This window comes from Halobellus sp. H-GB7 (assembly GCF_030848585.1).
GTDB lineage: Archaea > Halobacteriota > Halobacteria > Halobacteriales > Haloferacaceae > Haloquadratum > Haloquadratum inordinatus.
Genome location: NZ_JAVDDW010000010.1, coordinates 36,616 through 49,002, shown reverse-complemented (window position 1 = coordinate 49,002; position 12,387 = coordinate 36,616). Strand labels below are relative to the sequence as shown.

At 61.7% G+C, this 12,387-nt stretch carries 11 protein-coding genes; 8 read left to right on the top strand and 3 right to left on the bottom strand.

What is annotated here, in order from left to right:
* Positions 1 to 2 precede the first annotated feature (2 nt).
* Positions 3 to 128: a hypothetical protein gene (locus RBH22_RS14620; RefSeq protein WP_306677970.1), complete on the bottom strand. Its 126-nt coding sequence runs from the start codon at positions 126 to 128 to the stop codon at positions 3 to 5.
* Positions 129 to 287: 159 nt separating this feature from the next.
* Here RBH22_RS14620 and RBH22_RS14615 point away from each other — a divergent pair, with 159 nt between their 5' ends.
* A complete protein-coding gene (locus tag RBH22_RS14615; RefSeq protein ID WP_306677969.1) occupies positions 288 to 752 on the top strand; it encodes a hypothetical protein in 465 nt (154 codons plus the stop codon).
* Positions 739 to 3,057, top strand: a complete 2,319-nt coding sequence (locus RBH22_RS14610; RefSeq protein ID WP_306677968.1) for an Ig-like domain-containing protein — start codon at positions 739 to 741, stop codon at positions 3,055 to 3,057. The genes RBH22_RS14615 and RBH22_RS14610 overlap by 14 nt, the downstream gene beginning before the upstream one ends.
* Positions 3,058 to 3,065: 8 nt before the next feature.
* On the opposite strand, the gene RBH22_RS14605 is transcribed toward RBH22_RS14610, so the two are convergent.
* Positions 3,066 to 3,563 carry a metal-dependent hydrolase gene (locus RBH22_RS14605; protein WP_306677967.1) on the bottom strand — a complete coding sequence of 166 codons (498 nt, stop codon included), beginning with the start codon at positions 3,561 to 3,563 and terminating at the stop codon, positions 3,066 to 3,068.
* Positions 3,564 to 3,931: 368 nt separating this feature from the next.
* Between RBH22_RS14605 and RBH22_RS14600 the strand changes: the two genes are divergently transcribed.
* The 4 genes from RBH22_RS14600 (at position 3,932) to RBH22_RS14585 (ending at position 6,806) form a co-directional block, all read left to right on the top strand.
* The gene (locus tag RBH22_RS14600; protein ID WP_306677966.1) at positions 3,932 to 4,453 is read left to right on the top strand and encodes an Lrp/AsnC family transcriptional regulator; all 522 of its coding nucleotides are present in this window, start codon (positions 3,932 to 3,934) and stop codon (positions 4,451 to 4,453) included.
* A gap of 161 nt (positions 4,454 to 4,614) precedes the next feature.
* Positions 4,615 to 4,971 carry a hypothetical protein gene (locus RBH22_RS14595; protein WP_306677965.1) on the top strand — a complete coding sequence of 119 codons (357 nt, stop codon included), beginning with the start codon at positions 4,615 to 4,617 and terminating at the stop codon, positions 4,969 to 4,971.
* 247 nt (positions 4,972 to 5,218) lie between these two features.
* A complete protein-coding gene (locus RBH22_RS14590) occupies positions 5,219 to 6,037 on the top strand; it encodes a helix-turn-helix domain-containing protein (protein ID WP_306677964.1) in 819 nt (272 codons plus the stop codon).
* 268 nt (positions 6,038 to 6,305) lie between these two features.
* Positions 6,306 to 6,806 (top strand): hypothetical protein, encoded by a 501-nt coding sequence (locus tag RBH22_RS14585; protein ID WP_306677963.1) that lies wholly within the window; start codon positions 6,306 to 6,308, stop codon positions 6,804 to 6,806.
* A gap of 84 nt (positions 6,807 to 6,890) precedes the next feature.
* Here the strand turns inward: RBH22_RS14585 and RBH22_RS14580 are convergent, their stop codons facing one another.
* Positions 6,891 to 7,076: a hypothetical protein gene (locus RBH22_RS14580; RefSeq protein ID WP_306677961.1), complete on the bottom strand. Its 186-nt coding sequence runs from the start codon at positions 7,074 to 7,076 to the stop codon at positions 6,891 to 6,893.
* 273 nt (positions 7,077 to 7,349) lie between these two features.
* Here RBH22_RS14580 and RBH22_RS14575 point away from each other — a divergent pair, with 273 nt between their 5' ends.
* Both RBH22_RS14575 and RBH22_RS14570 read left to right on the top strand, forming a co-directional pair.
* Positions 7,350 to 7,754 carry a hypothetical protein gene (locus RBH22_RS14575; RefSeq protein WP_144262399.1) on the top strand — a complete coding sequence of 135 codons (405 nt, stop codon included), beginning with the start codon at positions 7,350 to 7,352 and terminating at the stop codon, positions 7,752 to 7,754.
* A 287-nt stretch (positions 7,755 to 8,041) separates the two neighbouring features.
* A complete protein-coding gene (locus RBH22_RS14570; protein WP_306677960.1) occupies positions 8,042 to 12,166 on the top strand; it encodes a hypothetical protein in 4,125 nt (1,374 codons plus the stop codon).
* Positions 12,167 to 12,387 lie beyond the last annotated feature (221 nt).

Sequence of the window (12,387 nt, the reverse complement as noted above, 5' to 3'; positions counted from 1 at the left end):
ATTCAGCTGGCACACTCGTCGAGAACGACGGTCGGACGGGACAGATCGAAGTCGGGCGTCACCGAGAGTACAGTTCCGAACGGTGCCACCAGCACGATGTCCGTTCGGAGGATGGACTGTGGTTGCATCACATCCCAGTGGTCGGTGGGACGAGCATTTGTTTATTTCAAGAATGCGTAACGCGTAACACTGCGTCCAGCGCACCGTTGCGTCGGACGCAACCCTGCGAATTCCGCATTCTAAGCGAACTTTTGAGCCGTTCGGCCGTCGCTCCAGACAGCAGTATCATGTCACCGTTCCCCCTGCTCCTCACCATTCCCGCGTTCGCTGCTCGACTCGTCGCGACCACCCAGGATCTACTCCTCCCGGTCGCAGGACCACTCACCGTCCCGATTGGGAGGTGGATTCCGCCCAGCGGGTCTGGCTCCACGCTGAGTATTGTGTTCGGACCGATCGGGCCGCCGGATTCGGCAATCGTGAGTTCCGCGAACGAGCTACAGCACGTGTTCTCCGCGTTCGTCCTCGCCGCGGTTGATTTCGGCTCGATGCTGGATTTTCCGGCGTGGACGGAGACCGTATTCTCACTGGCCGGCCTCGTCCTGCTGGTTCTCGGGTTGATGGCGTGGCTGGGGAGTCACAGCGGATATCGACGGGCATGGGGACGACGGATGGCGTTCTCCGGGGGTGGCCTGTTCGTCGTCGGGACCGCATTCGGGACGTTCGTCGACCTCCTGCAGTATGTCCTCGGATAGACACGGTGATCGAATGCGTGACTCCCCTCCGTCGGCGACACCTTCGCTGTGGCGGCGTCTCCGCGACCGGATTCGGGTCGCCGTCACGATCCGAGGCCGGCTGATCACCCTCCCGGTGGTCGTGGTCGGGATGGTGCTCATCATCGTCTCGAGCGCCGTCATCGGGGCCGCCGCGGGGGCGCTCGTCATCCCCGATCCCGAGCCCGGTGTCGAGAAGCACTACGACGACACCTTCCGCGTGCTCGCGAGCAACGATCCCGATCCGGGACGCGGTTCACAGACGGTCGGCGTCTACGAGTACGCCGACAACGGGAGCATTACGGCCGTCAACAGGACGGTCGTCACCCAGCCGGTCCAGTTGTGGGACTCGAACATCCAGTCGCGGGATGCCCTTGTCATCGCGAACGAGTCCGATATGTACCAGAGTGGCCTGCACGGCTTCGTCCAGGTCCCCTATCGCGACCGCTGGACGCGACTAGAAGACTGGTGGAACACCGAGTTCCGGATTCTCCCGCTGTACTCGGCCGATCCCTCGCGAGCGACGAGTACCGACGGTCGCTATACGGTCGAGGTTCGCCACCCGAACGGCTGGTGGAATCCGGTGTACAATGCCGAGGTCGAGCGCGTCGACGGCAACCTCACCGTCACCAACCCGGACGAGGCGCTCGTCCTCTCGTCGTACTACAGCACGGTCATCGACCGGAAGATCCAGATCGTTGAGGGCCTCCTCCAGCACTCCGCACTGGCTCCCAGTCCGGGAGCCGCTCGAAGTACGTCCTCGGTCCCGACGCGCAACGGGAGCGACGTGTTCCCGACGACGGACGGTGCGAGTGTCGGCCTCCAGTGGCGCCCCGGCTCACACCAACTGGTCAGAGATGCCTACGTGGGGAACGTCGACGTCATCCCCGGGGTGTGGCACGACGGCCGGTACGTCACTCCCAGCTGGCAACTCTACACCTACGTTCCGTGGGACTATCGAATCGATGTGCCGTCGGACTACAGCGAAAGCGGATCCTGTACTATCGGGAACAACACGTACTCGCTCACCCGGTGGGCTGACTACCGGCTGCTCGATTCGGACGCCGAAGTGGTGAACGTCACTGCTGGCAACATCAGCTTGGACTACGCTCGTCCGGGAATGTGGACAACGGTCAATCTCACCAGCTCGGCTCCGCGTCGCCTTCCGCCGGGTGAATACGACATCACGGCGACGCTCCGCATCGAGACCGAACTGGAGACGCACTACGGCGTGTCCAGCGCTCGCTGTTCGGAGTGGGACTCGTTCCGGACCACCAATCGGACGGTCGAACTCGAGTATTCTGTTCCCATCGAGACGGTCAACAGCGACGATCTCTCCGTGGACGTCCGCGTGTACGACCGCACCGGTCGGGACGTGGTCTCGATCAACTGGACCGGCGAGCAAGGATTGGCCGCCGGCGCCGCAGCATGGGAAGACGTCGAGGTGCAGATCGGAGAGAAGACGATGTACGTGACCGCTCCGTGGCGGTTCTATTCGGTTTCGCGGAACACGCACGTCCAAGAGCGGACGAGCGGTGGCACCACCGCAATCGAGGCGTCACACTCCTATCGGGGGACATATCCGATGATGCTCCACTACCGAATGAGCCCGGCGAACGTGAGCGTCATCGCCGACCAGCCTGCCGATCAGCACATCTGGTGGAACCGAACGTACGTGGTCCGGAATCGATCGGTCCCGGCGACGCCACTCCCGGGGTCGATCGTTGCGACGCAGAACACGAAACCGACGTATCTCTACGATCAGTTCGCCGGCGTCCTGAAGAGCACCGACCAGGTGACTGGCGAGTCCGTCACGGCAGAGGCGAGTGACGTCTGGGGACTCCCCGTGGATACCTCGGTGAGTGTGACCCGCTATCGGGACTCGGAGCTCACGGTCACAGTCAACCAGTCCGCAGGGACAGCCGAGGTGTTCCTCACGAGCGCGACGGGCCTCCCGCTTCCCGGGCGTACCATCACATTCGACGGGGCAGCCGTAGACCGCGTCACAACTGGTGCGGATGGTCGGGCGACCGTCGACGTGACGGGGACGATCGTCCGGGCTCATTTCGCCGGTGACCACTGGCGCGACTCGCGCCCGGCCTACTATCTCGACGCTCACGGGTATGGCGTGTCACAGACGGCGTTCGTTGGTGGGGGGACAGGAGTACTCGGCTACCTCAGTGCCGCGATCTCGAACACCATCATCTTCGTGGAGTGGTTGGTCTTCGGGATTTTCGCGTTGCTGTGGATGCGATTCATGCGGGAGCGCCCAGCAGGCAGACGGTAGTGCGAATCTCAGAGTATTTCCGGGACGTAAAACCAGCACAATGCGAGCACTTGACCGACGACTCCACCGACTAGGAACCCTGCGTTCCAGCCCTTGGAGTCAGCTTTGAACAGTCCGAACCGAAGCGGGAGCGGGGAAACTGGTCGAAAAGGTCGGACTGCGTGATCACCGCGACCGACGGTCAGTGCGTCCGCCAGCAGGTGTGAGATAATCCCGAGGAACACCGTCGTTCCGGCGAGTAGCGCAATGGGCCAAGCAGGGAGATCGACCGGCGCCGCCAGCAGGCCGACGTAGAGTCCGGCGCAGGCGACTGCGCCGACGCCTAGCGCGAACCAGACGGTGTGCGTCGGCCCGCGGTGGGGGAGCCAATCATGGTCGTAGTCGAGATCGGGCAGGCGACAGACCGCTACCGCGACCACCGTCATGGCGAATCCAATGATCCCGAACAGCCCCGTCAACGGGAGCATCAACAGGAGCGCGATTCCGCGGTGTCCATCCTTGTACATAGTACGGTCGGTGCCCGTCCTGATCGGAGCACCTTTCATTCCCAGATTGGTTGACTCCGATATAGTCGTTCTCGGGGTCTGGGGGACCATTCCCACGAAAATCACACATCGATCGTAGCTCTGTAGTGATTGACCTTATTGGTATTAGTGCGAGTCTTCGGACTTTCGGATGTGACTGATAGCAGATGTATCGAAATCGGCGTGACCGATATAGAGGATGCAGTCAGCAGAGAGCCATCCTTCATCCCAGCACGTCAACGACGAATCAGCTGTTAGGCAAGTGTGCGGAGATATCGGACGAACTGCTTCAATCTATGCTAGTGAAGGACCCGTGCGGACTTTTCAGTCGCCCCGTCCAAGGACACGGTATGGACGGCATTCAAATCGACGACGTGGACCGGAGCATCCTGCACCAACTCCAACTCAACGCCCGCCAGACCGATACGGAGATCGCCGAGAAGGTGGATGTGACCTCAACGACAGTCCGGAATCGACTCGACAAACTCGAAGACAAGGGCGTGATCCGGGGCTACTACCCCGAGATCAATTACGAGGAAGCGGGCTACCCACTCCACGTCATGTTCGTCTGCACGGTCAATCCGAACAAACTGGACTCGCTGGCCGAACAGATCCTCGACATTCGCGGTGTGGTGACCACCCGCGATTTGCTCGGGGGCGAACGCAATGTCCACGTCGAGGTTGTCGCCGACACGGTCGGAGAAATCGAAGAGATCCGCAACGAACTAGCGGACTTGGGCCTGACTATCAACAGTTCTGAGATCATCTCCGAGACACGGGTCCAGTCATGGGACCACTTCTATCCGCGGCCGGACCCCGACGCGCGCCAGGACGACGACATCGACGACGGGTCTGTCACCGATCAAGGATAATCGGAATTCGCTTGAAATTTTCAAATCTATCCGCGTCCATAGGCTCTGAGTTCACATTCGGATTTCAATATATCCACAGATAACTGGTTTGAGTTGAATTTTACAAATATGCTGATTATATGGGTAAAAGAGCTTATTCGTTAGCCCGTCCTTGCCACGGTATGGCCGAATCAACCGAGGTGGAAACCAATACTTTCCATACATTGGCAGATCCCATTCGTCGGTACGTTCTGGACGACCTCGACGAGCAGGCGACTCCAGTCTCCTTCGACCGCCTCGCCACTCGGGTTGCCGCTTGGCATACCGACTGCGACCCGGACGCCGTCGGCGACGCCACCCTCACCGAGATGCGCACGACCCTGTATCATGTGCACCTACCCAAATTTGCCGAGGCAGGCTATATCGAGTGGGACAAGGACACCCATACGATTCGGCAGGGACCGAACTTCGACGATATCGCGCCGTTTCTCCGGTTGATGGCCGACCACGAAGACAAACTGCCCGCGGGGTGGTCATAACCCAATGAGCCGGCGTCTCCACACGTGGCTCTCCCGACTCAGTGGGCCCACACAGGCCGAGACACCGCCCTCTCGTGACGACTCCGAGGACGAAGCCACCACGGCCCTGTTTTCGTGCCCTGCCTGTGAGACGACGTACATCAGCGAGGAGATGGACGCCTGCTCGAGGTGTGGAGAGTCAGTCACCCAAATCCCGACCGAGCGTGAATTAGCCCTCTCAACCAGTCGGCTATGATAGGACAACATAATGACCGCTGAGCAACGTAAAGCCGAGACGGTGAGTCTGTTGCAGGACCTCGGGCTGAAGGAGTACGAGGCACGGAGTTTCCTGGCATTGACCCAACTCTCAAGGGGGACCGCCAAGGAAATCAGCGAGATCTCGGAGGTTCCGCGGACCCGGGTGTACGACGCCGTCAGAGTGCTGGAATCAAAGGGGCTGGTCGAAGTACAGCACTCCAGCCCCCAACAGTTTCGCGCGGTCAGCATCGAGGAGGCAACCGCGACCTTGCGTCAGCAGTACGACACGCAGATCGACACCCTCCAGTCACACCTCGAAGCGCTCGATCTCCAACCGGAGGTCGACGACAGCGACCGAATGCAGGAGGTATGGACGCTGTCCGGTCACGATGGCATCGAGTCCCGGACACACACGCTGCTGGAGGATGCCGAATCTGAGATCGTCCTGCTGGTCGTCGAGGAGGAACTCCTGACGGAGGCGCTGTACGAGCGGCTCCACGACGCAGTCGACCGCGGTGTCGACGTGATCATCGGTGGCGAAACGGACGCGATTATCGCCAAGCTCGATACCGAGATGCCATCCGTGAAGGTGTTCGAAACCGAACTGGACTGGCTCTTGGGGTCTGCGAGCGACGACGAGATTGCCATCAGCCGCCTGCTGTTGGTTGACCGCACGACGTTACTGGTCAGTTCCTTCTACCCGGACGCCGATCCCGATGAATCACACGAGCAGGCGGTCTTCGCTAACGGCCTGGAGAACGGTGTCGTCGTCCTCCTTCGCCGGATAATCTCCTCGGGGCTGCTCCCCGTGGCGAACCCGGTGAGGTAGCCAGTCAGCGGTTCCCAGGCCAGACTGCGCGAACAGAGTGATGACTACAGCCACTGTACGTAACACTGAGGCCAGGACTGTCACCTGACCGATTCGCGCGCTGTATCTCGCACAGTGTTTCTGACAGCGAGCAGAGACCACACGAATTGGATATACTGATTTTATTGCTAATCCCTATAGATCGTATCCATCGGTTGTCTCACGCCGCAACTGTGCGCATCGCGCACTCTGTGAGGGTACTTGCGTTCAGTCCGCTTTCTTCGCCTAGATGCCGTCGGTTGCCGACCTCATCGACCCCGCGTTCAGATTGTTCACTGTTGCCGAGCTGACGGCCCGGTACCTCTCACTCACCCTGCTGGTTGTCGGGCTCATCGGCTATTTCACCGCGAAGGCGAACTCCCGCAGGGCGGTTCGATATCGTGGGATGATCACCGGCTCGGCTGCAGCGTTGGTCGCGATCATCGGCCTCTCCGCGTTCTACGACCTCGTCGCGTTCGTGATGGGTGGCTCCGCATTTCTCCCGCCTGGCTGGCCCTACGGATCGGCCGGCAGCGCTGGATTGCTTCCGATCGCTCAGGCTGCCTCGGGAATGCTGTCGTACCTCGGCCTCGCGTGCTTTTCACTGGGTGCCGCGCTTTGGGCAGCGGGGACGCCTCGAGGACGGACATGGACCCGCGGCTACCATGGAATTACGTGGGGGCTCGTGATGATCGGCGTTTCGATGGGAGGGCTCCTGTTCACAGTTGTCGCTGGTGTCTTTGGGATTTGACCGCCCCAGTTCGTCTCTAAACGTCGGAACTGGATTCAACTCGATCTGATCACCAGCAGTGGGAATCTCGTGGTCGGATATCGGCTAGATCCGACCCCGCTCGACGGGTCTGTACTCGGCGTTGAGCTCCTCGGCGGTCGCGAACTCGACTTGGTCGAGGAGTTCGTTCACGGCCTCGTCGTAGGTCTTCCGGTCGAGCGGATTCCGATTCCTGAACGCCCGGAGGCGGTCGCGCGTACTCTCTCTCACGGGAATGGAGTATCGGCTCATCGCAGATCCTCCCTGGGGCTGTTCATCCTTCCAGATGGGTCTGGTTGTGTCATGGCGGTCGCTCTCTGGGCTACAAATCGGGGTCGCAACTACTACTCACCTCTATGCGAGAGGCTAACAAGCATAACTGTTTCCCTCGATCCCACATTCCCCGCACCTATCCCCGAGATCCGCGCACCTGTGCGTCCGACGCAACCGTGCGCGAGGCGTAAGATTGCGAAATGCGCATTCTTGAAACAAACATTACGGCACCCGTCGAACGCCCGGTGTGCAATGACGAGCACAAAGACCCACTCCGACCTCGACATGTACCGCCGCCGGCTCCGTCGGCTCCGCCGTGTCCTCGATTTCGAGACCGTCTTCATCACCGCCTTCCTGTCGCTGGTGGTGTTCGTCGGACCTGCCGCCGCCCAGGCGAGCGGTCCCACGGGCGGGAGCGGTGGCGCGGTGACCGGCTGGGAAACGATTCTCACCAACCTGTACGACGTCGTCTACACGACGCTCCAGTACGCCGGGCTGACCGTGCTGGTGCTCGGACTCATCGTCTGGCTCACCGCCCGCCGGAACTCCCAGCGATCCGAGACCGGGATGAAACTCACGATGGGCGGTGGTGCGATGGTGGTCGCGTACTTCGGGCTCGGAGCAATCGTCTCCCTGCTCGAGTTCATCGCCGGGTGATCGATCCCGCGCGGCCCCCTCATCGCTTCCCGCTGAACCGCTCACCGATCGCCATTCGACACCCCGTCATCGATGTATTATTCGTGCTCGAGAGCCGCCCGGTCGCCCGCTATCGACGTCAGCAGTGAGTACCGGGTTCCCCGGCGCGAACCACGCTTCGGTAGGGGCCCCTCCTTCCAGACCATGTACTCGATTCACGTCCAGCAGTCGCATCGCCCGCCCAGTCGTCGCTCAGCTCCCCACGAGTGCTGGTCGGCACGCTCTTCGTTCACGGGAGACCGGGAGAGATGACCGATCGCCCGACCAGTAACCGCCAGGGCGGTGATGATTCAACCCGCAATCCTCGGTTTCCGAGCATCGACGAGACAGACATCCAGCGAGCGCTTGCGACCCGATTCGGTGACGGTTCCTCCAGCGAAACAGACTCGACAGCGGACTCGACCGAATCGGACACACAGGAGGACCTCGGAGGGATCAACTCCGATGAGCCGCCCTCTCCCGAGGAGCTGTCCGAAGTAGGCGGCAGTAGCACTTCCGAAAGCGAATCGGACGGTGACGGTCCTCGGCCGTACATCAAAATCACGCCGGCCCGCGAGCAGGTCACCCCCGACCACGTCATCAAGGGGCTCTACGGGCTCTATCGAGCGGGAAGTGGCCGTACACTCCCCTTCCACGTCGAGCGACGCCTCTCGTTCGTGAGTACACACCACTCCTTCGAGTTCCTGATTCACAAACCCGAAGCCACACAGCGATTCGATTTCTATCTCGGCGTCCGTCCCTACGAAGTCGAGGCGGTCGAACACCTCGCAGCGAACGTCCGGGCGATGTATCCCGAACGCTTCCGCTTCGAAATCGTCCCCTTCGCGACCAGCGCGGTGTTCGTCGACGACGCCGAGCCAGACCGGGCCACCCTCGCCGATCTCGAGTCGTTCGAGGGACTAGATGAGCTCGCGAATCTGGAGGGATTCGACCCTGGACTCTTGGACGGCGCGAGTGACCCAGATGCGCCAGTCCCCGGTCCCGATGACGGCGATGATCCGACCCCTCCGGCGATGGTTCGCTGGGGCGGCGTCGAGACCAAGAACAACGACTGGATGACGTTGCTCTCGCAGTTCAGCGAAGTGTCCGTCGACATCGAGGAGGCGTTCCGTTCGCCTCTGAGCGTCCTGCTCGAACAGGCCACCGAGACGGACGAGCCGTTCCTGTTTCAGGCGGTGTTCACTCCCCGGCGCGACTGGACGAAAGAGGCGGAGACCCACAAGCGGAACCTGAAGATGGGCACGACGGGGATGTGGAGCGCGTTCAAGCAGGAAGCGGGCGCGATGCTGTTTGGCACCTCCGAAGAGGAACGTCGACAGCGACACCGGCCCGATACCCCCGAGCAGATCGGCGGGACTCTCTCGGGCGGTGGTGACGGCCCATCGACCCGGCACAGCCGGATGGGACAGATCGACCTCAAACAGCCCACTGTCACGTTCGACCTTTCGCTGCGGGCCGGCGGTGAGCCCAGCGTGATCAACGGTGTGACGGGCGCATTCACTGCTCTCAGCGGGCCCTACTACGGCGTCGAGGGGGCAGCCGTCGATGCGGTGACCCGTGAGTTCGAGGACCTCTGTGAGGCACGCCTCGGGCGGACGGGTATCCGCGAGCGCTTCGGGAACACCAATCCCATCATCGTCACCAGTCCTGACGAACTCGCCAACTTCGTGACTGTCCCGAATACGGGGGCATTACCGAAGGCCAGTCGCGGCGCGTCCGGTGGTTCCCCTGACGCCCGCTCACCGCTCACCGCGACGGACGAGGAACTGCTCGCGAAGTTCGACACCGGAATGTGTATCGGGGAGGCCGAGACCGCCACGCCGGACCGGCCGAACATTCCGATCAGTCTGACTGCCGAGCAGCTCACCCATCACGTTCTCCGAGCGTCGACGACGGGGAGCGGGAAGACGACCGCAATGGTCAACGACGGGTTGAGTGCCTACGAGGAGCTCGACGGGCCGATCTTCATTTTCGACAAGAAGGGCGGCAGTATGGCGACCGAGTACAAGCGAGCGCACTTCCGTCGGTTCGGCGATCTCGACGACGTGATCCATCTCCCGGTGCCGGGTCCGAACGGCGAGCTTCCAGCCTTCCCGTTCTTCGACATCCGACCGCAGGTGGCGGCCGGGATGAGCCGCGAGGCGGCGGTCCAGGAGAAGGTCGACCGCTACAACGAACTTCTCGAGTACGTCCTCGGCGAGGAACAGCACAACCAGGCGTTCGTCGCTCAGGAGATCCTCTCGAACCTCATCGTCGCTCTCTTCGACCCGGTGTACGGGAACGAGGCCTTCGCGATCAGCGACCTGCTCGGGGCGGCCACGCGGATGCAGACCGAACAGGTCATTCCGGACGTGAGCGACCCCGAGCTTCACGCCACGCTCAGGCGGCACTTCAGCGGGGACGAACGTCGCTTTGCTACCTCTATCGATGCGGTGCTGAACCGGATCACCAAGCTCAAAGAACGGGACTTCATCTGGCGGATGCTCAATTTCGTCCCCGAGTGGGACGGCGACACTCGCCAGTACGCCGACGAGCAGATGCTGCTCGACCTGGATCGGCTACTGGACTCGTCGAAGGTCATCCTCGTCGATACGGGCGAGTTCCGTCCGGCCTCGAGCAACGTCTTCACCGTGTTGATGCTGGACTACCTCTGGTCGTGGGTTCGACTTCGCGAGCGCTGGAACCGGGGTGTTCCCGCCCCCGACGAGGGATACTGTGTGAACCTGATCATCGATGAGGCGGCGCCGATCATGCAGGCAAGCCTGGTTCGCGATGAGATGATTCCCGATGCTCGCGAGTTCGCCCTCGCGTTCGAACTGATCGTTCACTTCCCCGAACAGGTGAAACGCGACGCACTGGATACGCGGGCCTACAAGGAGATCCTCCGGAATATCAACACCAAGCTGATCGGGAAGCTCGCCATCGACGACGAGCTCGCGACGACGCTGTTCCACGAGGAACTCGACGCGATCGAGCTGTCGAACCGGATCGCCTCCCTCCCCCGAGGTGAGTGGCTGGCCCAACTCCCCGACACCGGATTCATGACCGACACGCCAGAGCTGGTGACGCTCAAGCCGCTCCCGATCCCGTCGGGACACAGAGATGGCGAGGAACCGGTCGACGCCGGGACATACAGCCCCGACGCGGGCATGACCTACCAGGAGGCGGATGAACTCCAGTGGTCGCGAACTAGATTCAGCTACTGTCTCGTGCCGGGCGTGAACAGCCCGCCGGACGCCGCACAGCGAGCCGCGCGATACGGAACGGGACCGTTGAACAGTGAGGCTATACGTTCGGAATCTCCGTCGGATTCGTCGACGATCCCGCCGACGACCAACTCCTCTCATTCAGATCGTGAGAGGTCCTCGAATACGACCGAGCGGGATTCAGAAGTCGATTCGACGATATCCGGAGACGACTCTGCGGACCGCCGTGATGACTCCTCCAACGAGGGTCGAGCGGATGGTCAGGTCGGTGGTGCCTCGAACGAGTTCGGCACCGTTCTTGGAACCGGGAGCGCCCCACGCGGTCCATTTCCGGCTGCATCCGATTCGACTGCCGGGATTTCCGATGACTCCGCTGCAGGTCCCCCGACAGACGATGGCCGTGCTGCTGCGGATGCGTCCTCGGAGAGTCCCCCGACCAATGGAGAATCATACTCGCTGACTCCTGCAGAGCAACAATTCCTCCGAGACGTCATCGCAGGGATCAACGGGGAACTGGAGGGATACGACCTCACCCAGTCGATGACGACGATCCGGAACGGTGTCGACGGCGAGATCGACGAGGACCGACTCGTCGAGATGGGCTATCTCGAACTCCAGTCGGTCAACACGCGGAAGTACTACTATGTCACTCCGGCAGGGCAGGACGCGGTCGATCGGACGATCTATTCGGGCCGCAACGACGGTGACCCGTTCGAGAAGACCGTCCACAAGGTCTACGTCGAGTACACCGCTCGGCACCTCCGAAATCAGGGCTTGCTGGTCGAGACGTACTATGAGCCGATGGCCGGCGGGATGATCTTCGATGTCGCTGCGTTCCTCCCGGGCGACGGTGACGGGCGGACGCTGGCGGTTATCGCCGAGGTGGTGACGAACATCCGTCCCGACCTGATGGTCAAACACTACGACGACCTCGCGAGCTTCGACGGCGTCCGGAAGATGTGGGTGGTGCCTCACACCGACGTTGCGCACGAAATTATCAGAGTTCTGGTCGATGCTGGACGGCTTCAGACAGTGCCACATCGAGATATCGAGAACTATGCACGTCTCTCCGAGCAGGCATTCGAGGATTCCCGGGAGTGGCGGTTCGTCGGGGGGCGGAATCTCGTCCGAATGGTTGACCGGACGGACGGGGAGGTCGACCGGTGACGATCTGGGTTAGTTGTTGGGCGCACGGTGCGCTCGATAGCTGCTCTCGGCCGCGCTCCATCCGTGCTGGGCCAGTCGGTTCGATACCTATACTAGAGTTTGGGAGGGGAGAACTCGCACGTCCGCACCGGGGGCGCACGGGCTTGCGATTTCGAGCGCACGGACACGAACCCACCGCCCGGCCCGGCGCACAGCGATGCACGGCGATTTATCGACGCCTC

What these genes read in the sequence shown, in the direction of transcription:
- RBH22_RS14585 (WP_306677963.1), top strand. Translation starts at nt 6,306, where the DNA reads ATGCCGTCGGTTGCCGACCTCATCGACCCCGCGTTCAGATTGTTCACT.
- RBH22_RS14610 (WP_306677968.1), top strand. Translation starts at nt 739, where the DNA reads ATGTCCTCGGATAGACACGGTGATCGAATGCGTGACTCCCCTCCGTCG.
- RBH22_RS14595 (WP_306677965.1), top strand. Translation starts at nt 4,615, where the DNA reads ATGGCCGAATCAACCGAGGTGGAAACCAATACTTTCCATACATTGGCA.
- RBH22_RS14605 (WP_306677967.1), bottom strand. Translation starts at nt 3,563, where the DNA reads ATGTACAAGGATGGACACCGCGGAATCGCGCTCCTGTTGATGCTCCCG.
- RBH22_RS14575 (WP_144262399.1), top strand. Translation starts at nt 7,350, where the DNA reads ATGACGAGCACAAAGACCCACTCCGACCTCGACATGTACCGCCGCCGG.
- RBH22_RS14620 (WP_306677970.1), bottom strand. Translation starts at nt 128, where the DNA reads ATGCAACCACAGTCCATCCTCCGAACGGACATCGTGCTGGTGGCACCG.
- RBH22_RS14615 (WP_306677969.1), top strand. Translation starts at nt 288, where the DNA reads ATGTCACCGTTCCCCCTGCTCCTCACCATTCCCGCGTTCGCTGCTCGA.
- RBH22_RS14570 (WP_306677960.1), top strand. Translation starts at nt 8,042, where the DNA reads ATGACCGATCGCCCGACCAGTAACCGCCAGGGCGGTGATGATTCAACC.
- RBH22_RS14580 (WP_306677961.1), bottom strand. Translation starts at nt 7,076, where the DNA reads ATGAGCCGATACTCCATTCCCGTGAGAGAGAGTACGCGCGACCGCCTC.
- RBH22_RS14590 (WP_306677964.1), top strand. Translation starts at nt 5,219, where the DNA reads ATGACCGCTGAGCAACGTAAAGCCGAGACGGTGAGTCTGTTGCAGGAC.
- RBH22_RS14600 (WP_306677966.1), top strand. Translation starts at nt 3,932, where the DNA reads ATGGACGGCATTCAAATCGACGACGTGGACCGGAGCATCCTGCACCAA.